The sequence below is a fragment of the Streptococcus sp. KHUD_018 genome, assembly GCF_054861215.1.
Genome location: NZ_CM142176.1, coordinates 27,547 through 53,646 on the forward strand (window position 1 = coordinate 27,547; position 26,100 = coordinate 53,646).

The following is a 26,100-nucleotide window of genomic DNA, read 5'->3' on the forward strand; positions in this document are numbered from 1 at the left end:
TATTATCGCAAAGAAAAAAGCGACATTTGTATGTCAAAATTGTGGGTACAATTCCCCAAAATATCTAGGGCGTTGTCCCAACTGTGGGGCTTGGTCTTCTTTTGTAGAAGAAATCGAGGTTGCAGAGGTCAAGAATGCGCGTGTGTCCTTGACAGGTGAGAAAACCAAGCCCATGAAACTGGCTGAGGTGACTTCCATCAATGTCAATCGAACCAAGACGGATATGGAGGAATTCAACCGTGTGCTTGGAGGCGGAGTGGTACCAGGAAGTCTCGTCCTCATCGGTGGGGATCCTGGGATTGGGAAATCAACCCTTCTCCTACAAGTTTCAACTCAGCTGTCCCAAGTAGGGACTGTTCTCTATGTCAGTGGGGAGGAGTCTGCCCAGCAGATTAAACTCCGTGCAGAGCGCTTGGGGGATATTGATAGCGAATTTTATCTCTATGCAGAGACCAATATGCAGAGTGTTCGATCTGAGGTGGAGCGCATCCAACCAGATTTTCTCATCATCGACTCTATCCAGACGATTATGTCTCCTGAGATTTCAGGGGTGCAGGGGTCTGTGTCTCAGGTGCGTGAGGTAACGGCTGAACTCATGCAGTTGGCGAAGACTAATAACATTGCCATCTTTATCGTAGGGCATGTGACTAAGGAAGGGACCTTGGCTGGTCCGCGTATGTTGGAGCATATGGTAGATACAGTGCTTTACTTTGAAGGGGAGCGTCACCATACCTTTCGTATCTTGAGAGCGGTCAAAAACCGTTTTGGTTCCACTAATGAAATTGGGATTTTTGAGATGCAGTCGGGTGGATTGGTTGAGGTGCTCAATCCGAGTCAAGTTTTCCTAGAAGAGCGTTTGGATGGAGCGACTGGCTCATCAATTGTGGTGACTATGGAAGGGACCCGTCCGATTTTGGCGGAGGTTCAGGCTTTGGTAACACCAACCATGTTTGGAAATGCTAAACGTACGACGACTGGACTTGATTTCAATCGTGCGAGTCTGATTATGGCTGTTTTGGAAAAACGAGCAGGGCTTCTCTTGCAAAATCAGGATGCCTATCTCAAATCTGCTGGCGGTGTCAAATTGGATGAGCCTGCCATTGACTTAGCCGTCGCAGTGGCTATTGCCTCTAGTTACAAGGACAAGCCTACCAATCCTCAGGAATGTTTTGTGGGTGAACTGGGCTTGACCGGAGAAATTCGGCGCGTGAATCGCATCGAACAACGCATAAATGAAGCGGCAAAACTGGGCTTTACCAAGATTTATGTACCCAAGAATTCCTTGACAGGAATCACTCCACCCAAGGAAATTGAAGTCATTGGTGTGACAACGATTCAGGAAGTTTTGAAAAAGGTCTTTGCATAATCCGTGACAAATCCTCTTAAAAATGATAAGATAGGAGAAATATTTGATTATCAAATTTTTGAGGAGGGAATCGTGTCGTATTTTGAACAGTTTATGCAAGCCAATCAGGCTTATGTTGCCCTACATGGGCAGTTAAATCTGCCACTTAAACCCAAAACCAGAGTAGCTATCGTGACCTGTATGGACTCACGTCTACACGTTGCGCAAGCTCTAGGTTTGGCCCTTGGGGATGCTCATATCTTGCGGAATGCGGGTGGTCGAGTAACTGAGGACATGATTCGTTCACTGGTGATTTCCCAGCAACAAATGGGGACAAGAGAAATCGTGGTGCTTCACCATACAGACTGTGGAGCTCAAACCTTTCAAAATGAAAGTTTTCATGAACATTTGAAACACGAGCTCGGAGTTGATGTGTCTGATCAAGATTTTTTACCATTCCAGGATGTTGAAGAGAGTGTGAGAGAGGATATGCAATTGCTTCGAGAATCTCCACTGATTCCTGATGATGTGGTTATTTCAGGTGCTGTCTATGATGTGGATACAGGAAGTATGAGAGAAGTATACTAACTTTGTCTCGAAAAAATCTCATCCTAGCATAAAATCGATTGTTAAAATGTAGAATTTTTAGTTTTAATATAGCTAATATAAAATAGCAAAAAACAAGGGTATAAATGTTTACTCTTGTTTTATTTTTGATTGAAAAATAAAGGAAAAAGCGCTACAATGGTAGATGGAAAATGTTGTGTAAAAACAAGTGATACATAAATACCGGAGGAAATCATGTCTTTTTCTGATTTAAAGCTGTTTGCCCTTTCTTCTAATAGAGAATTGGCAGAGCGTGTGGCGCAAGAAATTGGGATAGAGTTGGGGAAATCGACTGTTCGCCAATTTTCAGATGGGGAGATTCAGGTCAACATTGAAGAATCAATCCGTGGAAAACACGTCTTTATCCTACAATCAACGAGTTCACCTGTAAATGATAATTTACTTGAAATTTTAATTATGGTGGATGCATTGAAGCGTGCTAGTGCAGAATCTGTCAATGTTGTTATGCCCTACTATGGCTATGCACGTCAGGATAGAAAAGCGCGCGCGCGTGAGCCAATCACAGCAAAACTCGTTGCAAACATGCTAGAAGTTGCTGGGGTAGATCGTTTGTTGACGATTGATTTGCACGCTGCACAGATTCAGGGATTCTTTGATATTCCTGTAGATCACTTGATGGGTGCTCCATTGATTGCGGACTATTTTGAACGTCGTGGCATGGTCGGCTCTGACTACGTGGTTGTCAGCCCAGACCATGGTGGAGTGACTCGTGCTCGTAAATTGGCAGAGTTTTTGAAAACTCCGATTGCGATTATTGACAAACGCCGTAGTGTAGACAAGATGAATACCAGTGAAGTGATGAACATCATTGGTAAGGTAGAAGGTAAGACTTGTATCTTGATTGACGATATGATCGATACAGCTGGAACCATTTGTCATGCAGCGGATGCTCTTGCTGAAGCAGGTGCTGTTGAAGTTTACGCAAGCTGTACGCACCCAGTACTTTCTGGTCCTGCTATGGATAATATCCAAAAATCAGCCATTAAAAAATTGGTTGTTTTGGATACTATCTACCTACCAGAAGAGCGTTTGATTGATAAGATTGAACAAATTTCGATTGCTCATCTCTTAGGAGATGCCATTGTACGTATCCACGAAAAACGTCCTCTTTCTCCATTATTTAGTATCGAGAAAAAAATCTAAACTTTCACTTGAAATAGATCGTTCTCCTAGCAGACTTTTCTCTTGCTAGGAGATTTTTTGTAGTCAAAATCTGCAAGCCTTTTCAAAATATGCTATACTGATGGAAAAGGAGGATTTCTATGAGCCAAGAATTTATCAATCCAAGTGATGGTGTGATCCGTCAGTATCTTGCAACCAGTAAAACGTTAGCGGTAGTGGGCTTGTCCGATCGTGAGGAAACAACTAGCAATCGAGTGACCAAGGAAATGCAGGCTCGGGGCTATAAAATCATTCCAGTTAATCCCAAGGCTGCAGGTGGGGAAATCCTGGGAGAAAAGGCTTATACGAGTCTAGCTGAGATTCCTTTTCCTGTGGATATTGTCAATGTATACCGACGGAGCGAGTTTTTGCCAGATGTGGCGCGTGATTTTCTCAAGGCTGATGCCAAGATTTTTTGGGCGCAATTAGGACTTGAAAATCTAGAAGCGGAAGAAATCTTGCGTGCTGGAGGATGCGATGACATCGTGATGAATCGCTGTATCAAGAGAGAACATACTCGCTTAATTCTTGAGCAATAAAAAGGTAGCCATGGGCTACCTTTTTATTTTATAAAGTACCAATCAATGCTTGCATACCAAGACTGGTGAGGATGATGGCAATCCAGCAAAGAGCTCCGAGGACAATAGATTTACCACTGGATCTAACCATGGCAATTAGATTGGTTTTGAGACCGATGGCACTCATAGCCATGATAATGAGAAATTTGGAGAGTTGTTTGAGAGGGGTGAAGAAGCTACTAGACACACCGAGAGAGGTGAGAAGAGTCGTTAAGAGAGAAGCCAGGATAAAGTAAAGGATAAACAGTGGGAAGACTTTTTTCAGTTGTAGGCTTTGCTTGTTTCCTTGTTGACGGCTTTGCCAATAGGAGAGGAAGAGAGTAATAGGGATAATAGCTAGAGTACGGGTCAGTTTGACAATAGTGGCAGACTCGAGAGTATTGCTTTGGTAAAGACTATCCCAAGCGCTAGCTGCGGCTGTTACAGAGGACGTATCGTTGACTGCAGTACCCGCAAAGAGAGCAAAACCTTCGTTGGAAAGATGGAGCCAAGAACCTAGAGTTGGAAAGATAAGAGCTGCCAAGACATTGAAGAAAAAGATAACGGAAATAGCTTGGGCGACTTCTTTTTCCTTGGCATGGATAACGGGTGCTGTCGCAGCAATGGCAGAACCACCACAGATAGAAGAACCTACTCCAATCAAGGTAGCCAGTTTTGTATCCAAAGCAAAAAAGCGCTGGAAGAGGTAGGCAACAATCAAAGCTATTGAAATGGTGGACAGGATGACAGGGAGCGAAGATTGCCCTACCGCGAAGACTTGCGAGATATTGAGACCAAAACCGAGCAAGATAACGGCATATTGGAGTAATTTTTTTGAACTAAAGGTCAAACCTGCGTCTAGTTGTTTGTAGGGTGAGAGAGAAGGATGGAGGAGCATTCCAGCAAAAATTGCAAAGACAGGTGCTCCGACGACAGGAAAGAAACCTCCTAGGTACCAAGACACGATAGAAATGACAAGGCAGGCCAAGATTCCTGCCCCATTTTTTGATAAAAATGACATATAAACCTCCGAAAATAAGCACTTATTATTATAGTCCTGTCGAGAAAAAAAGTAAAATAGAAAGTGAAAATTCTTGATTTCAGATGGATTTTGCGGTCAGGGAGCTTTTGTAGTATAATAGAAATACGTTTTGAAAGTAGGAGGTATCTATGGACTTAACTAAGCGCTTTAATAAACAGTTAGACAAGATTCAAGTTTCCTTGATTCGTCAGTTTGATCAGGCCATTTCAGAGATCCCTGGAGTTCTGCGTTTGACCTTGGGAGAGCCTGACTTTACAACGCCAGATCATGTCAAGAAGGCGGCCAAGCGAGCGATTGACCAGAACCAGTCCTACTATACAGGGATGAGCGGTTTACTGACCTTGCGCCAGGCAGCTAGTGATTTTGTAAAAGAAAAATACCAGTTGGACTACAATCCTGAAAATGAAATCTTGGTTACTATCGGAGCGACAGAGGCTTTATCCGCTACTTTGACAGCTATCTTAGAAGAGGGAGACAAGGTACTCTTGCCAGCCCCTGCCTATCCAGGATATGAGCCGATTGTCAATCTAGTTGGGGCAGAGATTGTCGAGATTGATACAACTGAAAATGGTTTTGTCTTGACTCCTGAAATGTTGGAAAAGGCCATTTTGGAGCAAGGAGACAAGCTCAAAGCAGTTATTCTCAACTATCCAGCCAATCCGACAGGAATTACCTATAGTCGGGAGCAGTTGGAAGCCTTGGCAGACGTTTTACGCAAGTATGAGATTTTTGTTGTCTGTGATGAGGTTTACTCAGAATTGACCTATACAGGGGAAGCTCATGTGTCTCTAGGAACTATGCTGAGAGACCAGGCTATTATTATCAATGGTTTATCTAAGTCTCATGCTATGACAGGTTGGCGTTTAGGCCTTATCTTTGCTCCTGCAGCCTTTACGGCTCAGTTAATCAAGAGTCACCAGTACTTGGTAACTGCCGCAAATACTATGGCGCAACATGCTGCGGTAGAAGCTTTGACGGCGGGTAAAAACGATGCGGAGCCTATGAAGAAGGAATACATCCAGCGTCGAGATTATATCATCGAGAAGATGACTGCTCTTGGTTTTGAGATTATCAAACCAGACGGTGCCTTTTATATCTTTGCTAAGATTCCAGCGGGCTACAATCAAGACTCCTTTGCTTTTTTGAAGGATTTTGCTCAGAAGAAGGCTGTTGCCTTTATCCCTGGTGCCGCCTTTGGACGCTACGGAGAAGGCTATGTGCGCCTATCTTATGCAGCTAGCATGGAGACTATCAAAGAAGCCATGAAACGACTTGAGGAGTACATGAGAGAAGCATGATTCAGTCTATCACGAGTCAAGGCTTGGTGCTCTACAATCGCAACTTTCGAGAGGATGACAAGCTAGTCAAGATCTTTACCGAGCAGGCAGGCAAGCGCATGTTTTTCGTCAAACACGCTGGTCAGTCCAAACTGGCGCCTGTTATTCAGCCCTTGGTGTTGGCACGATTTCTCTTGCGAATCAATGATGATGGGCTTAGCTACATCGAGGACTATCATGAGGTCATGGCCTTTCCCAAGATTAATAGTGATCTCTTTGTTATGGCTTATGCGACCTATGTGGCTGCTCTGGCAGATGCTAGTTTGCAGGATAATCAGCAGGACGCTCCCTTGTTTGCTTTCTTGAAGAAGACTCTGGAGTTGATGGAAGAGGGTTTGGATTATCAGGTTTTGACCAATATTTTTGAAATTCAAATCTTGACCCGATTTGGAATTGGGCTCAATTTTAATGAGTGTGTCTTTTGCCATCGGGTAGGTCAGGCCTTTGACTTTTCTTTCAAATATGGAGCCTGCCTCTGTCCAGACCATTACCATGAGGACGAGAAACGTTGCCATCTGAATCCCAACATCCCTTATCTGCTCAATCAATTTCAGGCTATTGATTTTGAGACCTTGGAGACCATTTCACTCAAGCCTGAAATCAAACAAGACTTGCGCAAGTTTATGGATCAGATCTACGAAGAGTACGTCGGGATTCACCTGAAATCAAAAAAATTTATTGACTCCCTAGCCGACTGGGGACAATTACTAAAAGAGGAAGACAAATGAAAAAAATCGCAGTAGATGCTATGGGGGGCGATTACGCACCTCAAGCCATCGTTGAGGGTGTCAATCAAGCCCTAGCTGACTTTTCAGATATTGAGATTCAACTCTACGGAGATGAAGCTAAAATCAAGCAATATCTAACAGCGACAGACCGCGTCAGCATCATCCATACGGATGAGAAAATTGACTCAGATGATGAGCCGACAAAAGCAATCCGTAAGAAGAAAAATGCCAGCATGGTATTGGCAGCTAAGGCTGTTAAAGAGGGAGAAGCAGACGCTGTCCTCTCTGCAGGCAACACAGGTGCCTTGTTGGCAGCAGGATTCTTCATCGTGGGTCGTATCAAAAATATCGACCGTCCTGGACTCATGTCTACCTTGCCGACCATTGATGGAAAAGGGTTTGATATGCTTGATCTCGGTGCCAATGCAGAAAACACAGCCCAGCACCTCCACCAATACGCTGTTCTCGGCTCCTTTTATTCTAAAAATGTTCGTGGGATTGCAAAACCACGTGTTGGTTTGCTGAACAATGGAACTGAAAGTAGCAAGGGAGATCCGCTTCGTAAGGAAACATACGACTTGCTAATAGCTGATCAAAGTTTGAACTTTGTCGGAAACGTGGAAGCGCGTGATTTGATGAATGGCGTTGCGGATGTTGTCGTAACAGATGGTTTCACGGGAAACGCAGTGCTCAAATCCATCGAAGGTACAGCTATGGGAATCATGGGCTTGCTCAAGACGACTATTACAGGTGGTGGGCTTCGAGCAAAACTTGGTGCTCTCCTTCTCAAGGATAGCCTTAAAGGTTTGAAAAAGCAACTCAACTATTCAGATGTTGGAGGCGCTGTTTTGTTTGGTGTCAAGGCACCTGTTGTTAAGACTCATGGCTCAAGTGATGCTAAAGCTGTGTACAGTACGATTCGCCAGATTCGTACTATGCTAGAAACAGACGTAGTTTCTCAAACTGCACGTGAATTTTCAGGAGAATAAAAAATGACAGAAAAAGAAATTTTTGACCGTATTGTGACCATTATCCAAGAACGACAGGGAGAGGACTTTGTCGTGACAGAAACCTTGAGTTTGAAAGACGACCTTGATGCAGACTCAGTGGACTTGATGGAGTTTGTCTTGACGCTAGAAGATGAATTTGGTATCGAGATCAGCGATGAGGAAATTGATCAATTGCAAAGTGTAGCAGATGTGGTCAGAACTATTAAAGGTAAGATATAGCAAAAAGCAACATGCAAGTCATGTTGTTTTTTTGTTTGCAGAAAAAAGAAAAACGTTAAAATTTTTATAGAAATTGCGAATAAAGAGATGAGAAAGAAAAAAGGAGGAACGTTCATGTACATGCCAATCTTGTATCCATGGTACATCAAGTGGTTTTTAAAATAAAAATGAATTAATTGTTCATTTTCGAATTGTTTTTCGAATAGATAGGTAAGGAAAAAGGAAGGAGACTACGTGATGTATTTACCAATCTTATTGCCATGGTTTATCAAATGGTATTTAAAATAAATGAAATTTACCTGTTCATTTTAAATCACTTCTCGAATAGATAAGTGAGAAGAAAAGGAAGGAGAGAAAAAATGATTTCAGTAATTTATCCAATCTGGTTTTTAAAATGGTTTAAAATCTAGAAGTCGTAAACTAAAAAATAGAAATAAAGGAGAAAAAAGATGACAAACTTTGACAAAATGGAACAGAACTTTGTAACTCTTACAGAAGAAGAGTTGATGGATGTGGATGGGGGAGCATGGCCGATTGTAGCTTGGATGATTGCTAATCCTGTGACAGTAGCTAAAATTGCTGGTGGAATTACTGCAGCAGGAATTGCAGGTTATAATTATATGACGAGTAGATGGTAATAGAAGGAGGAGATGATATGGAAAAATCTATTTTAAAATTTGAAACAATGACTGATACGGACTTGCAGGAAATTCAAGGGGGAGCCTTTCCTCTTCTTATCCCTGTGGCAGTCGGTTTTGTAAAAGGTTTTGTATATACAGGTGGAGCTATTTTAACAACTCGAGCACTCTTGTCAGGTAAATAGGAGTCTACCATGAAAAAATTCTTATTAGGATTTGCTGAGGGATATTTTATCGTATCACTCATTATCTATATCGCAACGTATTTGATTTTGAAAAATCCGATCAATACCTTGTTTTATCCAGAAACATATCCTTTTCTGTTAGGATTGTTTTATGTAGGGTATCAGTATGAGATAAAAAATAATAGAATTAAGAATTAATGTCTGTTATGAAGGAATAAAAAGTGTGTTTGCATGAAAAATCTAAAAAATTGGCAGGGCACTTTGTATTCTAGGCTATTAAGATATGATTACCTTTAGATTGAGAACTATTTGATATCGGAATTCTTGGTTTCAATGCTTATTGTGATGATGGGTTATTTATGCACATCAAAAAAATAAGGTATGGAGACAAATTATTTTAAAGATCTTTAGAAATGTATAATCTCTAAAGATTTTTTAGTAATTGTGAATGAGAACTTGATACTGGATTGATCATTTTTAGTGATTATCAACGAATAAGATAAGGAGAGAACATGGATATTTCAGAAGAATTTACAGCAATTATTATATCAGCTTCAGGAATAGTAGGGCTTTTGGTTGAAGTAGCTATTGGATTAGCCAGTATTATTTAAAAAGGAGAGAATAAAACAATGGAAAAACGGAAAGAGAAAATTAATGTCATGACAGAAGAGGGTTTGACTCTTAGAGGGCGTTAGATAATGAACAATCACAACATTAATCTCAACACACTCTTACCTAAATTAGCCACTGTATTTCCTTTGTTGGCAATCGGCCTGCATCTTGTACTTCAAGTGATTCGTACAGGTTCATTAGTATCCTTTAATTGGCAGTGGACTTTAGTTGGTTTGCTTGCTTCGGGCTATTTTGGTATTTTTTGTAAAGATTTGTCAAAAAATAATCAAAACTATAAAAGATCAATCTGAATGAAAAGGATTTTGTGCATGTAAATGGCGGAGTTTTCCCGCCTTTCTTTTCAGGTAAATAGGAGTCTATCATGAAAAAATTCTTATTAGGTTTTGCTGAGGGGTATTTTATCGTATCACTCATTATCTACATCGCAACGTATTTGATTTTGAAAAAACCGATCAATACCTTGTTTTATCCAGAAACCTATCCAATTCTGCTTGGTCTGTTTTATGTAGGATACAAGTACAAAACAAAAGAAAGTACGATTGGAAATTGATGGACCGTCAGATTGGAGTTTGGGATGAAAGTTGTTCAATTACTACGAAAAGCTTGGGCAGAGACCACTGTATTATTTAGCTCGATGGCTTATCTAATTATTAGAATCGTAGTTGATGTAAACAAGATACATCTACCTACATGGTTTGAATATTTTGATATGCCTACGATTTCATTATTCTTGATGACCTTTATCTTACTTTATAGAAGTGAAGAAAAAGATAACAAACGATGATAACATGGGTCTGATTTCTGTAGCTCCAGCATAAAAGCAATCTTGAAGTGTTAGACCAATGAACCGTAATCTACATTTAGTGAGGAAGGTGTCTGTATGTTAAAAAAGAAGTGATGTTATTAGGAGGACTTCTACTAGTACGTATTGTGCTTTCTAGCATTCAAGTTTTAATGGACTATAAACTATTGCCAGGAAAGTATGGTGTAAATTTTATGGAAGTTTCAGACTTGTTCTCTTATCCCCTACTTCTTTTAATCATTTACATAGCGGTAAAATACCATACTATCCGGAAAATAACGGCTAAAGAAGGCAATGAGGACGAAAATGACTAAGATTTTAAAATCTATTCTTGTATTCATTTTCCTATTTTTGATGAATATTTTTATCTTTACGATACTAGCAACTCTTGGATTTCAAGTAACAATGAGTGAAAATAGTTATATGGTGCCCCCGGTGTTTGCGTTTATCGTTTTATACACCATTCACAAAAGAAGTGGGAAAGGTAAGAAATCTGTGTAATTGAATGATCTAGGTAGGACGTTTGTTCTGCCTATTTTCTTTGACAAAAAGTGCTGTTTAGGCGTGGATATTGTTTTTTCAGAAATAATTCCCTCATTTCTTCCTTGTTTGGTTAAAATAATCTTACAAAGTTTTTAAGAGATTGTTAGAAAAAAGGAGAAGGATATGAAATTTAAGAAAAGGCACTACCGTCCTCAGGTGGATCAGATGGATTGTGGCGTGGCTTCCTTGGCTATGGTATTTGGCTACTACGGTAGTTATTACTCCTTGGCTCATCTACGAGAGTTGGCCAAGACGACCATGGATGGGACGACTGCTTTGGGTATTGTAAAGGTAGCAGAGGAGCTTGGCTTTGAGACGCGTGCTATCAAGGCGGATATGACGCTCTTTGACTTGCCAGATTTGACCTTTCCCTTTGTGGCTCATGTGCTCAAGGAAGGGAAATTGCACCACTACTATGTGGTGACAGGTCAGGATAAGAAAACGATCCATATCGCTGATCCAGATCCTGGTGTCAAGTTGACCAAGATTTCCCGTGAGCGATTTGCGCAAGAATGGACAGGGGTCAGTCTCTTTATGGCGCCATCTCCAGACTACAAGCCTCATAAGGATCAAAAGAATGGTCTGCTCTCTTTTATCCCTATATTAGTGAAGCAGCGTGGCTTGATTGCCAATATCGTTTTGGCAACACTCTTGGTAACCCTGATTAACATTGTGGGTTCTTATTATCTGCAGTCTATCATTGATACCTATGTGCCAGATCAGATGCGTTCGACCTTGGGTATCATCTCAATAGGGCTGGTCATCGTCTATATCCTCCAGCAGATTTTATCTTATGCGCAGGAATACCTCTTACTTGTCCTGGGACAACGCCTGTCCATTGATGTGATTTTGTCCTACATCAAGCATGTTTTTCACCTGCCAATGTCCTTTTTTGCGACACGCAGGACAGGAGAAATCGTGTCTCGTTTTACAGATGCCAACAGTATCATCGACGCGCTAGCTTCGACCATTCTTTCGATTTTCCTGGATGTGTCGACGATTTTGATTATCTCGCTTGTCTTGTTTTCACAAAATATAACGCTCTTTTTCATTAGTCTGCTTGCACTTCCCATTTATACAGTGATTATCTTTGCCTTTATGAAGCCTTTTGAAAAGATGAATCGTGATACCATGGAAGCCAATGCGGTTCTGTCTTCTTCCATCATCGAGGACATCAACGGTATTGAGACCATTAAGTCTTTGACCAGTGAAAGTTCACGCTATCAAAAGATTGATAAGGAATTTGTAGCTTATCTGAAAAAATCCTTTACCTATAGTCGGGCAGAAAGCCAGCAAAAGGCTCTGAAAAAAGTTGCCCAGCTCCTGCTCAATGTTGGTGTTCTCTGGATGGGAGCAGTTCTCGTCATGGATGGGAAAATGAGTTTGGGTCAGCTGATTACCTATAATACTTTGCTTGTTTACTTTACCAATCCTTTGGAAAATATCATCAACCTACAAACCAAACTTCAGACAGCGCAGGTTGCCAATAATCGTTTAAATGAGGTTTATCTAGTAGCTTCGGAGTTTGAGGAGAAGAAAACAGTCGAAGATTTGAGCATGATGAAGGGAGATATGATCTTTAAGCAGGTTCACTATAAGTATGGCTATGGGCGAGATGTCTTGTCGGATATCAATTTGACCATTCCGCAAGGGTCTAAGATGGCTTTTGTGGGGATTTCGGGATCCGGTAAGACGACTTTGGCCAAGATGATGGTTAATTTCTACGATCCAAGTCAGGGAGAGATTAGTCTGGGTGGTGTCAATCTCAATCAGATTGATAAAAAAGCCCTGCGCCAGTACATCAACTACCTGCCTCAACAGCCCTATGTCTTTAACGGAACGATTTTGGAGAATCTTCTCCTTGGAGCCAAGGAGGGGACGACTCAGGAAGACATCTTACGGGCGGTTGAGTTGGCCGAGATTCGGGAGGATATTGAGCGCATGCCCCTGAATTACCAAACAGAATTAACTTCGGATGGGGCAGGGATTTCAGGTGGACAACGTCAGAGAATTGCTCTGGCGCGTGCTCTTTTAACGGATGCACCTGTTTTGATATTGGACGAGGCGACCAGCAGTTTGGATATTTTGACAGAGAAGCGGATTGTGGATAATCTTATGGCTTTGGACAAGACCTTGATTTTCATTGCCCACCGCTTGACTATTGCTGAGAGGACAGAGAAGGTTGTTGTCCTGGATCAGGGCAAGATTGTCGAAGAAGGCACCCATGCAGACTTGCTTGCACAGGATGGCTTTTACGCCCATTTGGTCAATAGCTAGAAAGAGGAGAAGATGAAACCAGAATTTTTAGAAAGTGCGGAGTTTTATAATCGTCGTTACCATAATTTTTCCAGTCGGGTGATTTTACCTATGTCACTTCTGCTCGTGTTTTTACTGGGATTTGCAGTCTTTGCAGAGAAGGAGATTAGTTTGTCTACCAGAGCGACTGTCGAACCTAGTCGGATCATTGCCAATATCCAGTCGACTAGCAATCAACGCATTGTGGGGAACTATCTGGAAGAAAACAAGTTGGTCAAGCAAGGAGATCTGCTCGTTGAGTACCAGCAAGGGGCGGAGGCTGTCCAGGTTGAAGCATATGCCAGTCAATTGGAGATGCTAAAGGATCAAAAAAAGCAGTTGGGGTATTTGCAATCTAGTTTGAAAGAGGGGAGTGATCAATTTCCAGAGGCGGATAAGTTTGGTTACCAGGAGATGTTTCGAGATTATATCAGCCAAGCGAATGGTCTAAGAAGTAATGTTTCTCAGCAAAATGCCAGCATCTCCTCGCAAAATGCGGCAGCAAGTCAGAGTCAGGCTGAGATTGGCAATCTTATCAGCCAAACAGAGGAAAAAATCCGAGACTACAAAACAGCCAAGTCAGCGATTGAAAAGGGAGATCAACTGGATAGTCAGAATCCAGTCTACTCTTTTTACCAGACCTATAAAAACCAAGGTGAAGAAGATCCGCAAGCTAAATCGCAAGTTATTGCGCAAGTGGATGCTCAAATTGCCCAGCTAGAGTCTAGTCTAGCTACGTATCGTGTACAGTATGCGGGTTCTGGGGCTCAGCAAGCCCACGCAACGGGACTGGATAGTCAACTGGAATCACTTAAATCTCAGCACCTAGTCAAAGTTGGTCAGGAATTAACCCTTTTAGATCAGAAAATTTTGGAAGCGGAATCGGGTAAGAAGGTACAGGGAGGTCTCCTAGATAAAGGGAAGATTACAGCAAGTGAAGATGGGGTGCTTCACCTCAATCCTGAGACCAGTGATTCTACCATGGCCGCAGAAGGAACCCTGCTAGCCCAGCTCTACCCATCCTTGGAAAAAGAAGGAAAAACCAAACTCACAGCCTATCTCAGTTCAAAAGATGTTGCTAGAGTCAAGATTGGGGACTCTGTCCGTTATACTACGACTAATGATGCGAAGAATCAAATTTTCCTGGATTCTACGATTACAAGTATTGATGCGACAGCTACAAAGACTGAACAAGGAAATTTCTTTAAAATTGAGGCGGAGACCCATCTGACTTCTGAGCAGGCTGAAAAACTTCGTTATGGTTTAGAAGGTCGCCTGCAGATGATTACGGGAAAGAAAAGTTACCTCCGTTATTTTTGGGATCAATTTTTGAACAGAGAATAATGTTTGTTTTTAACGCGATATTATACTTTTAAAACTGTAAAATGTTTTGATTTTACAGTTTTTCTTAATGTTAAAAAGAGGTATCTTCGCAGTCGTTCGCAAATTATTGCTATTTTTGTTATTTTGTAGTAGAATGAAGTAAAGAAATACGAAAGGCGAACTTTAAAATGTCAAAAGAATTGATCTATTCGGGAAAAGCCAAAGATATCTATACAACTGAGGATGAAAATCTCATTATTTCAACTTACAAGGACCAGGCGACTGCTTTCAACGGTGTCAAGAAGGAGCAGATTGCGGGCAAGGGAGTCTTGAATAATCAGATTTCATCTTTTATTTTTGAAAAGTTAAATGCTGCTGGTGTAGCGACTCACTTTGTGGAGAAACTTTCGGATACGGAACAGCTCAATAAAAAGGTTGAGATTATTCCTTTGGAAGTTGTGCTCCGCAACTACACGGCTGGTTCCTTTTCAAAACGTTTTGGCGTTGATGAAGGTATCGCATTTGAGACTCCAATTGTCGAATTTTACTATAAAAATGATGATTTGGATGATCCCTTTATCAATGACGAGCATGTAAAATTCCTACAGATTGCGGATGACCAGCAGATTGCCTACTTGAAGGAAGAAACCCGTCGTATCAATGAGCTCTTGAAAGCTTGGTTTGCAGAGATTGGCCTTAAATTGATTGACTTTAAGCTAGAGTTCGGTTTTGACAAGGATGGTAAGATTATCTTGGCAGACGAATTTTCACCAGATAACTGCCGTTTGTGGGATGCGGATGGCAACCACATGGACAAGGATGTTTTCCGTAGAGGACTGGGTGAATTAACAGACGTTTACGAGATTGTCTGGGAGAAATTGCAGGAGTTGAAGTAATAACCTAAAGGCTGTTTGGGAATATTGCAAGAGCTGAAATAAAGGAATAAGAATTGATGGATAAACGTATTTTTGTTGAAAAAAAGGCTGATTTTCAGGTTAAGTCAGAGAGTTTGGTAAGAGAACTCCAGCACAGTTTGGGACTTTCAAGCTTGAAAAGTATTCGTATCGTGCAAGTGTATGATGTTTTTGATTTGGCAGAGGACTTGTTTGCGCCTGCAGAGAAACACATCTTCTCTGAGCAGGTGACAGACCATGTCTTGGATGAAGCTGCCGTGCAGGCGGATCTTGCCAACTATGCTTTCTTTGCCATTGAAAGCCTTCCGGGGCAGTTTGACCAACGTGCAGCATCTTCGCAAGAAGCCTTACTTTTGCTGGGAAGTTCGAGTGATGTGACGGTCAATACAGCTCAACTTTACTTGGTTAATAAAGATATTGATGCGACTGAGTTGGAAGCAGTCAAGAACTATTTACTCAACCCAGTTGATTCTCGTTTCAAGGACATCACGAAAGGAATTGCCAAGCAGGAATTTTCAGAGTCAGACAAGACCATTCCTAAATTGACCTTCTTTGAAAGCTATACGGCAGAAGATTTTGCTCACTACAAGGCCGAGCAAGGGATGGCCATGGAAGTGGATGATTTGCTCTTTATCCAAGACTACTTCAAGTCAATCGGGCGCGTGCCAACTGAGACGGAGCTCAAGGTTTTGGACACTTATTGGTCTGACCACTGTCGTCACACGACTTTTGAGACAGAGTTGAAACAGATTGATTTCTCAGCTTCTAAATTCCAAAAGCAATTGCAGGCGACTTATGACAAGTATATTGCCATGCGTGAGGAACTAGGTCGGTCTGAAAAGCCACAAACCTTGATGGATATGGCGACTATTTTCGGTCGTTATGAGCGTGCTAATGGTCGTTTGGACGATATGGAAGTGTCTGACGAAATCAATGCATGCTCGGTTGAAATCGAAGTGGACGTTGATGGTGTCAAGGAACCTTGGCTCCTCATGTTTAAAAACGAAACCCACAATCACCCAACGGAAATTGAGCCATTTGGTGGAGCGGCTACTTGTATCGGTGGCGCCATTCGTGACCCGTTGTCAGGCCGCTCATATGTTTACCAAGCTATGCGTATCTCAGGTGCTGGTGATATTACTGCTCCGATTTCAGAAACGCGTGCTGGGAAATTGCCACAACAAGTCATTTCTAAGACAGCGGCTCATGGTTATTCTTCGTATGGTAACCAGATTGGTCTTGCGACGACTTACGTTCGTGAATACTTCCACCCAGGCTTTGTAGCTAAACGCATGGAGCTAGGTGCCGTTGTTGGTGCTGCTCCTAAGGAAAATGTAGTCCGTGAAAAACCGGAAGCCGGCGATGTGATTATCTTGCTCGGTGGGAAGACTGGACGTGATGGTGTCGGTGGTGCAACGGGATCTTCTAAGGTTCAAACAGTTGAGTCTGTAGAGACTGCTGGTGCTGAGGTTCAAAAAGGGAATGCCATCGAAGAACGCAAGATTCAACGTCTTTTCCGTAATGGAGATGTTACTCGTCTTATCAAGAAATCCAACGACTTTGGAGCAGGCGGTGTCTGTGTAGCCATCGGTGAATTGGCAGATGGTCTTGAAATCGACCTTAATAAAGTGCCTCTTAAATACCAAGGCTTGAATGGTACAGAAATTGCCATTTCTGAATCACAAGAACGGATGGCAGTTGTGGTGCGTCCTGAGGACGTAGATGCCTTCGTTGCAGAATGTAATAAAGAAAATATTGACGCTGTTGTCGTTGCAACAGTGACTGAAAAACCAAATCTTGTCATGCACTGGAATGGTGAAACGATTGTTGACTTGGAACGTCGTTTCCTTGATACAAACGGTGTGCGCGTAGTCGTTGATGCCAAGGTTGTGGACAAGGATATCAAACTCCCAGAAGAACGCACAACCAATGTTGACACACTTGAAGCAGATACCCTTGCGGTTCTATCTGATCTCAACCATGCAAGTCAAAAAGGCTTGCAGACCATCTTTGACTGTTCGGTCGGTCGTTCTACAGTCAATCACCCACTTGGCGGTCGCTACCAACTCACACCAACTGAGGCATCTGTCCAGAAATTGCCAGTTCAGCACGGGGTGACCAATACTGCGTCTGTCATGGCGCAAGGTTTCAACCCTTATGTGGCAGAATGGTCTCCATACCACGGTGCTGCTTATGCGGTTATCGAAGCGACTGCTCGTTTAGTGGCTGCTGGTGCCAATTGGTCTAAGGCTCGTTTCTCATACCAAGAGTATTTTGAGAGGATGGACAAACAAGCTGAGCGTTTCGGTCAGCCAGTAGCAGCTCTCCTAGGTTCTATCGAAGCACAAATCCAGCTTGGCTTGCCATCTATCGGTGGTAAGGACTCTATGTCTGGTACTTTTGAAGAATTGACTGTACCGCCAACCTTGGTTGCCTTTGGGGTGACAACAGCAGATAGCCGTAAGGTGCTTTCTCCTGAGTTCAAGGCTGTTGGTGAAAACATCTACTACATCCCAGGCCAAGCCCTAGCACAAGAGATTGACTTTGATCTTATCAAGTCTAATTTTGCTCAATTTGAAGCTATCCAAGCAACTCACAAAGTGTCGGCAGCTTCAGCTGTCAAATACGGTGGTGTGCTTGAAAGTTTGGCTCTTGCTACCTTTGGGAACCATATCGGTGCAGAGGTGACCTTGCCTGAACTTGAAACAGCTTTGACAGCTCAATTGGGTGGATTTGTCTTCACATCTCCTCAAGAAATTGCTGGAATAGAGAAGATTGGACAAACAAGCGCAGACTTTACACTCGTTGTCAACGGTGTGAAGTTAGATGGACAGAAACTTGACAGTGCCTTCCAAGGAAAACTGGAAGAAGTTTACCCAACTGAATTTGCCCAAGCTAAAGAATTGGCTGAAGTGCCAGCTGTCGCTTCTAACGCAGTCATCAAAGCCAAAGAAACTATTGAAAAACCGGTGGTTTACATTCCAGTCTTCCCAGGAACCAACTCAGAATACGACTCAGCCAAGGCATTTGAAAAAGAAGGTGCAGAGGTTAACTTGGTGCCATTCGTGACCTTGAATGAAGAGGCTATTGTCAAGTCAGTTGAAACTATGGTTGACAATATCGGCAAGGCTAATATCCTATTCTTTGCAGGTGGTTTCTCAGCTGCGGATGAGCCGGATGGATCAGCTAAGTTTATCGTCAACATCCTGCTCAATGAAAAAGTGCGTGTAGCTATTGATAGCTTTATCGCTCGTGGTGGCTTGATTATCGGTATCTGTAATGGGTTCCAGGCCTTGGTCAAATCAGGTCTTCTTCCATACGGGAACTTCGAGGATGCTAACAGTACTAGCCCAACCCTCTTCTACAATGATGCCAACCAGCACGTGGCTAAGATGGTGGAAACTCGAATTGCCAATACCAACTCACCATGGTTAGCTGGAGTACAAGTGGGCGATATCCATGCCATCCCAGTATCGCACGGTGAAGGGAAATTTGTCGTGACGGCTGAGGAATTTGCAGAGCTCCGTGCCAATGGTCAAATCTTTAGCCAATACGTTGACTTTGACGGCAAACCAAGTATGGATTCTAAGTACAATCCGAATGGTTCTGTAAATGCCATCGAAGGAATTACCAGCAAGAATGGTCAAATCATCGGTAAAATGGGACACTCAGAACGTTATGAAGACGGTCTCTTCCAAAACATCCCAGGAAATAAAGACCAGCACCTGTTCGCGTCGGCTGTTAAATACTTTACTGGAAAGTAAGATTTGTGTTTTTTCCGATAGACAATATCAGTAATGTAAAAGCCATGTAGCTCTTGATGATTGTAAAAGGTTTGTTTTGCGAGTGCAACGAGCTTCTACCGTATCGTTCGGCTCTACTGAAGGAATGATGCAAAAATAAAAATTAGGTATATAAAATGACATACGAAGTAAAATCTCTTAATGAAGAATGTGGTGTTTTCGGTATCTGGGGGCATCCAGATGCTGCTAAATTGACCTATTTTGGTCTCCATAGTCTTCAGCACCGTGGTCAGGAGGGGGCAGGAATCCTCTCCAATGATCAGGGGCAATTGAAGCGTCATCGTGATATGGGGCTTTTATCAGAAGTATTCAGAAATCCAGCTAATTTGGATAAACTAACTGGAACGAGCGCGATTGGGCATGTGCGTTATGCGACTGCTGGCGAAGCTTCTGTTGACAACATCCAGCCCTTCCTCTTTCGCTTTCATGATATGCAGTTTGGACTTGCTCATAACGGAAACTTGACCAATGCCGAATCGCTCAAGAAAGAATTGGAACAAAGAGGAGCTATTTTCAGTTCAACTTCGGACTCGGAAATCTTGGCTCACCTCATTCGTCGGAGTCACAATCCCAACTTGATGGGCAAAATCAAAGAGGCGCTTAGCCTTGTCAAAGGTGGATTTGCTTATATCCTGCTGTTTGAGGACAAGTTGATTGCGGCTCTTGATCCTAATGGCTTCCGTCCACTTTCTATTGGGAAAATGGCAAACGGAGCGGTGGTGGTTTCGTCAGAAACCTGTGCTTTTGAAGTTATTGGTGCTGAGTGGATTCGCGATGTAAAACCAGGAGAGATTGTAATCGTAGATGACAATGGGATTCAGTACGATAGCTATACGAATGATACCCAGTTGGCGATTTGCTCTATGGAGTATATTTATTTTGCCCGTCCTGACTCTAATATCCATGGTGTCAACGTCCATACAGCTCGCAAACGTATGGGGGCCCAATTAGCGCGTGAGTTCAAGCACGAAGCAGATATTGTGGTCGGTGTGCCAAATTCCTCACTCAGCGCAGCTATGGGATTTGCAGAAGAATCTGGTCTGCCAAATGAAATGGGTCTCATCAAAAACCAATACACGCAACGCACCTTTATCCAACCGACTCAAGAATTGCGGGAGCAAGGGGTGCGGATGAAACTGTCTGCTGTTTCGGGCGTTGTCAAAGGCAAACGTGTGGTCATGATTGATGATTCCATTGTTCGTGGGACAACCTCTCGCCGTATCGTTCAGCTTTTGAAAGAAGCAGGTGCGTCTGAGGTTCACGTTGCCATTGGTAGTCCAGCGCTGGCTTATCCATGTTTCTACGGGATTGATATCCAGACGCGTCAGGAGTTGATTGCGGCTAATCATACAGTCGAAGAAACTCGCCAAATCATTGGTGCGGATAGCCTGACCTATCTTTCGATTGATGGCTTGATTGATTCTATCGGCATCGAAACAGATGCGCCAAACGGTGGTCTTTGTGTCGCTTACTTTGACGGCAACTACCCAACTCCTCTCTACGACTATGAGGAAGACTATCGTAGAAGTTTGGGGGATAAGACCAGTTTTTACAAATAGATGGATAAAGACTCTCCATGAAAGGAAAGGAAGAGAAGATGACAAATAAAAATGCTTATGCTCCACGTCTCGCTACTGACTAAAAGCTAAAGCATTTGTCAGTAGACGCTTTGCCCTATGGGACCAAAGCTAGAGCCCTGACTAGTATTTTTAGATAAAATAATTGTTTATCTAAAAATACGTCGCAATCTTCTCAAAGAAAAGGAAAAATAAAATGGCAAATAAAAATGCGTACGCCCAGTCGGGTGTAGATGTTGAAGCGGGTTATGAAGTTGTTGAACGAATCAAAAAGCACGTGGCTCGTACGGAGCGTGCGGGTGTCATGGGAGCTCTTGGTGGTTTCGGTGGCATGTTTGACCTCTCAAAAACAGGTGTCAAAGAGCCTGTCTTGATTTCAGGGACTGACGGTGTCGGAACCAAGCTCATGCTGGCCATCAAGTACGACAAGCATGATACGATTGGGCAGGACTGTGTGGCCATGTGTGTCAATGACATCATCGCTGCAGGTGCGGAGCCTCTTTACTTCCTTGACTATGTAGCGACTGGCAAGAATGAACCAGCTAAACTAGAACAAGTCGTTGCTGGTGTGGCAGAAGGCTGTGTGCAGGCAGGCGCAGCCCTCATCGGTGGGGAAACAGCTGAAATGCCAGGTATGTATGGCGAAGATGACTATGACCTGGCTGGTTTTGCGGTCGGTGTGGCAGAAAAATCTCAAATCATTGACGGTTCAAAGGTGGCAGAAGGTGATGTTCTTCTCGGACTTGCGTCAAGTGGGATTCACTCAAATGGTTACTCTCTGGTTCGCCGTGTTTTTGCCGACTACACGGGTGAGGAAGTCTTACCAGAATTGGAAGGCAAGAAACTCAAGGAAGTCCTTCTTGAGCCGACTCGTATCTATGTCAAGGCTGTCTTGCCCCTCATCAAAGAAGAGTTGGTCAACGGTATTGCTCACATCACAGGTGGGGGTTTTATTGAAAATGTTCCTCGTATGTTTGCGGCTGACCTGGCTGCTGAGATTGAGGAAAGCAAAGTTCCAGTCCTCCCGATTTTCAGAGCCCTTGAAAAATACGGTGAAATCAAGCATGAGGAAATGTTTGAAATCTTCAATATGGGTGTGGGACTCATGCTGGCAGTTAGCCCTAAAAATGTAGGTCGTGTCAAGGAATTGTTGGATGAACCAGTCTATGAAATTGGTCGCATCGTCAAGAAAGAAAACGAAAGTGTCATTATCAAATGAAAAAAATAGCGGTTTTTGCCTCTGGTAATGGCTCAAATTTTCAGGTGATTGCCGAAGAATTTCCGGTGGAATTTGTCTTTTCAGACCATCGTGACGCCTATGTGCTCGAGCGGGCAGAAAAGCTCGGCGTCCTGTCCTATGCTTTTGAACTCAAGGAGTTTGAGAACAAGGTGGACTACGAAGCAGCCCTTGTCGAACTCTTGGAAGAACACCAGATTGACTTGGTTTGCCTCGCCGGCTACATGAAAATCGTTGGGCCAACCTTACTTGGAGCCTATGAGGGGCGTATTATCAATATCCATCCAGCCTACCTGCCCGAATTTCCAGGAGCTCATGGAATTGAGGACGCTTGGAATGCTGGGGTTGCTGATAGTGGCGTGACCATTCACTGGGTAGACTCTGGTGTGGATACAGGAAAGGTTATCAAGCAAGTTCGTGTGCCACGTCTAGCTGATGATACCATCGAAAGCTTTGAAGCTCGCATTCATGAGACTGAGTACAAGTTGTATCCGGAGGTGCTGGATAGCTTGGGAGTGGAGAGAAGGTAAGAAGTAAATCAAGTTTTGGTTACGCAATCTTGCTAGGAGAAAAAATGATTGAACTGAAATTGGTAGATGAGAGCAGTTTTCAGGCAGTGCTGGATTTGAAAATATCAGAAGCTGATGAACGAGCACGTTTCGTAGCTCCAAATGTGCGCTCTTTAGCTGATGCATGGCTCTACCGGAAAAACGAAGATGTGTTTCCGATGGCAATCTATTGGGATAAGCAAGTGGTTGGCTTTCTCCTGCTAGAAATAGACAAGAATGAAGCGGAATACTTTATCTGGCGGATAATGATTGGTCAGCAGTACCAAGGAAGAGGTTATGGTCGAAAAGCCTTGGAAGTTCTAATCAAAGAGGCTCAGATGGATAGAGCTTACAGTCATATTATCGCAGATTATGTGGTTGGAAATGAAAAAATGAAGCACCTGTTGACTAGTCTGGGTTTTCAGGAAACAGGATTTATAGAAGAAAATAACGAAGTCGCTATGCGCTTGGATCTAAAGAAAGAGGAATAGAATGACGAAAAAGGCCTTAATCAGCGTCTCAGACAAAGCGGGCATTGTTGAATTTGCCCAAGAACTTAAAAAACTCGGTTGGGAGATTATCTCAACAGGTGGGACAAAGGTTGCCCTTGACAATGCTGGGGTGGAGACCATTGCGATTGATGATGTGACGGGCTTCCCAGAAATGATGGACGGTCGTGTCAAGACCCTTCACCCAAATATCCATGGTGGGCTCCTCGCTCGTCGTGATCTCGATAGCCACCTTGAGGCGGCTAAGGACAATAAGATCGAGCTTATCGACCTTGTAGTGGTCAACCTCTATCCTTTCAAGGAAACAATCCTCAAACCAGACGTGACGTACGCTGACGCAGTTGAAAATATCGATATCGGGGGGCCATCCATGCTTCGTTCAGCAGCTAAAAACCACGCTAGCGTAACGGTTGTGGTAGACCCTGCTGACTATGCAGTGGTTTTGGACGAGTTGTCAGCCAATGATGAAACGACTTACGAAACGCGTCAACGTTTGGCAGCTAAGGTTTTCCGTCACACAGCAGCTTATGATGCCTTGATTGCAGAATACTTCACAGCTCAAGTGGGTGAAGCAAAACCAGAAAAACTCACTTTGACCTATGACCTCAAGCAAGCCATGCGCTATGGGGAAAACCCTCAGCAGGATGCGGACTTCTACCAAAAAGCTTTGCCGACTGACTATTCGATTGCATCAGCGAAACAGCTCAACGGTAAGGAATTGTCCTTCAATAACATTCGTGACGCGGATGCGGCCATTCGTATTATTCGTGATTTCAAAGACCGTTCAACTGTTGTGGCTCTCAAACACATGAACCCATGTGGAATTGGTCAAGCTGATGACATCGAAACTGCTTGGGACTATGCTTATGAGTCTGACCCAGTGTCTATCTTTGGTGGAATTGTCGTCCTCAACCGTGAGGTGGATGCTGCGACAGCTGAGAAGATGCACGGCATTTTCCTTGAAATCATCATTGCACCGAGCTATACGGATGAAGCGCTAGCCATTTTGACCAACAAAAAGAAAAACTTGCGTATCCTTGCCTTGCCATTTGATGCCCAAGACGCTAGCGAGGTGGAAGCAGAATACACAGGTGTAGTAGGTGGACTTCTGGTGCAAAACCAAGACGTAGTCAAAGAAAGCCCAGCTGACTGGCAAGTGGTGACCAAACGTCAGCCAACTGAGACAGAAGCGACTGCCCTTGAATTTGCTTGGAAAGCTATCAAGTATGTCAAATCAAACGGTATCATCATCACCAACGACCATATGACACTGGGAGTTGGCCCGGGTCAAACTAACCGTGTGGCCTCTGTACGTATCGCCATTGACCAAGCTAAAGATCGCCTTGACGGCGCTGTGCTTGCTTCCGATGCCTTCTTCCCTTTTGCGGATAACGTGGAAGAAATCGCCAAAGCAGGAATTAAGGCCATCATCCAGCCTGGAGGCTCCGTCCGTGACCAAGAATCCATCGAAGCTGCTGATAAATATGGATTGACAATGGTCTTCACAGGAGTGAGACATTTTAGACATTAAGAACGTAAAGGAAAGAAAACAGTTTCTTTCCTTTTTTGCGTAAAAACACGGAGCAAAACAAGATTAAAACGAACGTTTATGGTATAATATTAGTAAATAATTCGCAAAAGAGGTTGAAAGATGAAGCTGTTAGTTGTCGGTTCTGGTGGTCGTGAACATGCCATTGCTAAGAAGTTGCTTGAATCAAAAGACGTTGAAAATGTCTTTGTAGCTCCTGGAAATGACGGGATGACTCTGGATGGTCTGGAATTGGCAAACATCGCTATTTCCGAACATTCTAAGTTAATTGAGTTTGCAAAGGCCAACGATATTGCTTGGACCTTCATCGGGCCAGATGATGCCCTTGCTGCTGGTATCGTGGATGATTTTAACAAAGCTGGGCTCAAGACTTTTGGTCCGACTAGGGCTGCAGCGGAGCTGGAGTGGTCCAAGGATTTTGCTAAGGAAATCATGGTCAAATATGACGTTCCGACAGCAGCCTATGGCACATTTTCAGATTTCGAGGAGGCCAAGGCTTATATCGAGGAGAAAGGTGCTCCAATCGTCGTCAAGGCGGATGGCTTGGCTCTTGGGAAAGGTGTTGTCGTTGCTGAGACAGTTGAACAAGCGGTCGAAGCCGCTCACGAGATGCTCTTAGACAATAAGTTCGGTGACTCGGGGGCGCGAGTGGTCATCGAGGAATTCCTTGACGGAGAAGAGTTCTCTCTCTTTGCCTTTGTCAATGGGGACAAGTTCTACATCATGCCAACGGCTCAGGACCATAAACGTGCCTATGACGGCGACAAGGGCCCTAACACGGGCGGTATGGGAGCTTATGCGCCAGTTCCTCACTTGCCACAAAGTGTGGTTGACACAGCAGTGGAGACCATTGTCAAACCTGTCCTTGAAGGCATGATTAAGGAGGGGTGCCCCTATCTTGGTGTCCTTTACGCGGGTCTTATTTTGACTGCTGACGGTCCAAAGGTTATAGAGTTTAACGCTCGATTTGGAGATCCCGAAACTCAGATTATCTTGCCTCGTTTGACATCTGACTTTGCGCAAAATATCACGGATATTCTCGATGGCAAGGAGCCGAACATCACGTGGACGGACAAGGGCGTGACTCTGGGTGTAGTTGTCGCATCCAAGGGCTACCCGCTAGATTATGCAAAGGGTGTCGAGTTGCCAACTAAGACAGAAGGCGATATCATCACCTACTATGCAGGGGCTAAGTTTGCGGAAAATAGCAGAGCATTGCTATCCAACGGCGGACGTGTCTATATGCTAGTTACCACAGCCGATACCGTTCAAGAAGCCCAAGATAGCATTTATCAAGAACTCTCCCAACAAAAAACAGAAGGCCTCTTTTACCGAACAGATATCGGAAGCAAGGCTATAAAAGATTAACAGATACTAAATTTGTCAATGGCGAGCCAAAGCGAGCCAAAGTAAGATAATGGTCGCCGTGGTGAAAAGACCAGAACAGTATCTGTTCTGGTCGGGGAAACTTTGAGACCTTAGGCTCAAAGTTTAGGAATGAAACCGAAGGTTTGCTTC

General features: G+C 43.4%; 26 protein-coding genes. 25 read left to right on the top strand and 1 reads right to left on the bottom strand.

Annotation, left to right across the window (positions count from 1 at the left end):
- The first annotated feature begins 4 nt into the window (after window positions 1-4).
- The 4 genes from radA to ACVBD2_RS00175 all read left to right on the top strand — a co-directional run bounded on the left by radA (window position 5) and on the right by ACVBD2_RS00175 (window position 3,672).
- Window positions 5-1,366, top strand: coding sequence for a DNA repair protein RadA (gene radA, locus ACVBD2_RS00160; RefSeq protein WP_143989059.1), 1,362 nt, complete (start codon window positions 5-7; stop codon window positions 1,364-1,366).
- A gap of 72 nt (window positions 1,367-1,438) precedes the next feature.
- Window positions 1,439-1,933 (top strand): beta-class carbonic anhydrase, encoded by a 495-nt coding sequence (locus ACVBD2_RS00165; protein ID WP_002876632.1) that lies wholly within the window; start codon window positions 1,439-1,441, stop codon window positions 1,931-1,933.
- A 213-nt stretch (window positions 1,934-2,146) separates the two neighbouring features.
- Complete coding sequence (locus ACVBD2_RS00170; RefSeq protein WP_000010178.1) at window positions 2,147-3,115, top strand: ribose-phosphate diphosphokinase; 969 nt, start codon at window positions 2,147-2,149, stop codon at window positions 3,113-3,115.
- Window positions 3,116-3,234: 119 nt separating this feature from the next.
- Window positions 3,235-3,672 (top strand): CoA-binding protein, encoded by a 438-nt coding sequence (locus ACVBD2_RS00175; RefSeq protein WP_061599058.1) that lies wholly within the window; start codon window positions 3,235-3,237, stop codon window positions 3,670-3,672.
- A gap of 28 nt (window positions 3,673-3,700) precedes the next feature.
- Here the strand turns inward: ACVBD2_RS00175 and ACVBD2_RS00180 are convergent, their stop codons facing one another.
- Window positions 3,701-4,711: a YeiH family protein gene (locus ACVBD2_RS00180; RefSeq protein WP_461685783.1), complete on the bottom strand. Its 1,011-nt coding sequence runs from the start codon at window positions 4,709-4,711 to the stop codon at window positions 3,701-3,703.
- Between the two features lie 149 nt (window positions 4,712-4,860).
- Between ACVBD2_RS00180 and ACVBD2_RS00185 the strand changes: the two genes are divergently transcribed.
- The 21 genes from ACVBD2_RS00185 to purD all read left to right on the top strand — a co-directional run bounded on the left by ACVBD2_RS00185 (window position 4,861) and on the right by purD (window position 25,950).
- Window positions 4,861-6,030 carry a pyridoxal phosphate-dependent aminotransferase gene (locus ACVBD2_RS00185; RefSeq protein ID WP_461685784.1) on the top strand — a complete coding sequence of 390 codons (1,170 nt, stop codon included), beginning with the start codon at window positions 4,861-4,863 and terminating at the stop codon, window positions 6,028-6,030.
- The gene (gene recO / locus ACVBD2_RS00190) at window positions 6,027-6,797 is read left to right on the top strand and encodes a DNA repair protein RecO (RefSeq protein WP_461685785.1); all 771 of its coding nucleotides are present in this window, start codon (window positions 6,027-6,029) and stop codon (window positions 6,795-6,797) included. The genes ACVBD2_RS00185 and recO overlap by 4 nt, the downstream gene beginning before the upstream one ends.
- Window positions 6,794-7,786 carry a phosphate acyltransferase PlsX gene (gene plsX / locus ACVBD2_RS00195; protein ID WP_461685786.1) on the top strand — a complete coding sequence of 331 codons (993 nt, stop codon included), beginning with the start codon at window positions 6,794-6,796 and terminating at the stop codon, window positions 7,784-7,786. Before recO ends, plsX begins: the two co-directional genes overlap by 4 nt.
- 3 nt (window positions 7,787-7,789) lie before the next feature.
- Window positions 7,790-8,026: an acyl carrier protein gene (locus ACVBD2_RS00200; protein ID WP_461685787.1), complete on the top strand. Its 237-nt coding sequence runs from the start codon at window positions 7,790-7,792 to the stop codon at window positions 8,024-8,026.
- A 449-nt stretch (window positions 8,027-8,475) separates the two neighbouring features.
- Window positions 8,476-8,664, top strand: a complete 189-nt coding sequence (locus ACVBD2_RS00205) for a class IIb bacteriocin, lactobin A/cerein 7B family (RefSeq protein ID WP_461685788.1) — start codon at window positions 8,476-8,478, stop codon at window positions 8,662-8,664.
- Window positions 8,665-8,681: 17 nt separating this feature from the next.
- Window positions 8,682-8,849 carry a bacteriocin gene (locus tag ACVBD2_RS00210; protein ID WP_084868626.1) on the top strand — a complete coding sequence of 56 codons (168 nt, stop codon included), beginning with the start codon at window positions 8,682-8,684 and terminating at the stop codon, window positions 8,847-8,849.
- 9 nt (window positions 8,850-8,858) lie between these two features.
- Window positions 8,859-9,047, top strand: coding sequence for a hypothetical protein (locus ACVBD2_RS00215; protein WP_461685789.1), 189 nt, complete (start codon window positions 8,859-8,861; stop codon window positions 9,045-9,047).
- A gap of 500 nt (window positions 9,048-9,547) precedes the next feature.
- Window positions 9,548-9,772 carry a bacteriocin immunity protein gene (locus ACVBD2_RS00220; protein WP_461685790.1) on the top strand — a complete coding sequence of 75 codons (225 nt, stop codon included), beginning with the start codon at window positions 9,548-9,550 and terminating at the stop codon, window positions 9,770-9,772.
- Between the two features lie 71 nt (window positions 9,773-9,843).
- A complete protein-coding gene (locus ACVBD2_RS00225) occupies window positions 9,844-10,032 on the top strand; it encodes a hypothetical protein (RefSeq protein WP_461685791.1) in 189 nt (62 codons plus the stop codon).
- A 24-nt stretch (window positions 10,033-10,056) separates the two neighbouring features.
- A complete protein-coding gene (locus ACVBD2_RS00230; RefSeq protein WP_461685792.1) occupies window positions 10,057-10,266 on the top strand; it encodes a bacteriocin immunity protein in 210 nt (69 codons plus the stop codon).
- 324 nt (window positions 10,267-10,590) lie between these two features.
- Complete coding sequence (locus ACVBD2_RS00235) at window positions 10,591-10,785, top strand: hypothetical protein (protein WP_240956796.1); 195 nt, start codon at window positions 10,591-10,593, stop codon at window positions 10,783-10,785.
- A 165-nt stretch (window positions 10,786-10,950) separates the two neighbouring features.
- Window positions 10,951-13,104 carry a peptide cleavage/export ABC transporter ComA gene (comA, locus tag ACVBD2_RS00240; RefSeq protein WP_461685793.1) on the top strand — a complete coding sequence of 718 codons (2,154 nt, stop codon included), beginning with the start codon at window positions 10,951-10,953 and terminating at the stop codon, window positions 13,102-13,104.
- A gap of 12 nt (window positions 13,105-13,116) precedes the next feature.
- The gene (gene comB / locus ACVBD2_RS00245; RefSeq protein ID WP_461685794.1) at window positions 13,117-14,466 is read left to right on the top strand and encodes a competence pheromone export protein ComB; all 1,350 of its coding nucleotides are present in this window, start codon (window positions 13,117-13,119) and stop codon (window positions 14,464-14,466) included.
- Between the two features lie 167 nt (window positions 14,467-14,633).
- A complete protein-coding gene (purC, locus tag ACVBD2_RS00250) occupies window positions 14,634-15,341 on the top strand; it encodes a phosphoribosylaminoimidazolesuccinocarboxamide synthase (protein ID WP_461685795.1) in 708 nt (235 codons plus the stop codon).
- 56 nt (window positions 15,342-15,397) lie between these two features.
- Complete coding sequence (locus tag ACVBD2_RS00255; protein ID WP_461685796.1) at window positions 15,398-19,123, top strand: phosphoribosylformylglycinamidine synthase; 3,726 nt, start codon at window positions 15,398-15,400, stop codon at window positions 19,121-19,123.
- A gap of 155 nt (window positions 19,124-19,278) precedes the next feature.
- Complete coding sequence (purF, locus tag ACVBD2_RS00260) at window positions 19,279-20,721, top strand: amidophosphoribosyltransferase (protein ID WP_000220658.1); 1,443 nt, start codon at window positions 19,279-19,281, stop codon at window positions 20,719-20,721.
- A 214-nt stretch (window positions 20,722-20,935) separates the two neighbouring features.
- A complete protein-coding gene (purM, locus tag ACVBD2_RS00265; RefSeq protein ID WP_268717444.1) occupies window positions 20,936-21,958 on the top strand; it encodes a phosphoribosylformylglycinamidine cyclo-ligase in 1,023 nt (340 codons plus the stop codon).
- Window positions 21,955-22,506: a phosphoribosylglycinamide formyltransferase gene (gene purN / locus ACVBD2_RS00270; protein ID WP_461685797.1), complete on the top strand. Its 552-nt coding sequence runs from the start codon at window positions 21,955-21,957 to the stop codon at window positions 22,504-22,506. The genes purM and purN overlap by 4 nt, the downstream gene beginning before the upstream one ends.
- A gap of 44 nt (window positions 22,507-22,550) precedes the next feature.
- Window positions 22,551-23,015 carry a GNAT family N-acetyltransferase gene (locus tag ACVBD2_RS00275; RefSeq protein WP_000571270.1) on the top strand — a complete coding sequence of 155 codons (465 nt, stop codon included), beginning with the start codon at window positions 22,551-22,553 and terminating at the stop codon, window positions 23,013-23,015.
- A 1-nt stretch (window position 23,016) separates the two neighbouring features.
- Window positions 23,017-24,564, top strand: a complete 1,548-nt coding sequence (gene purH, locus ACVBD2_RS00280; RefSeq protein WP_461685798.1) for a bifunctional phosphoribosylaminoimidazolecarboxamide formyltransferase/IMP cyclohydrolase — start codon at window positions 23,017-23,019, stop codon at window positions 24,562-24,564.
- Between the two features lie 120 nt (window positions 24,565-24,684).
- A complete protein-coding gene (gene purD / locus ACVBD2_RS00285) occupies window positions 24,685-25,950 on the top strand; it encodes a phosphoribosylamine--glycine ligase (protein WP_461685799.1) in 1,266 nt (421 codons plus the stop codon).
- The last annotated feature ends 150 nt before the right edge of the window (window positions 25,951-26,100 follow it).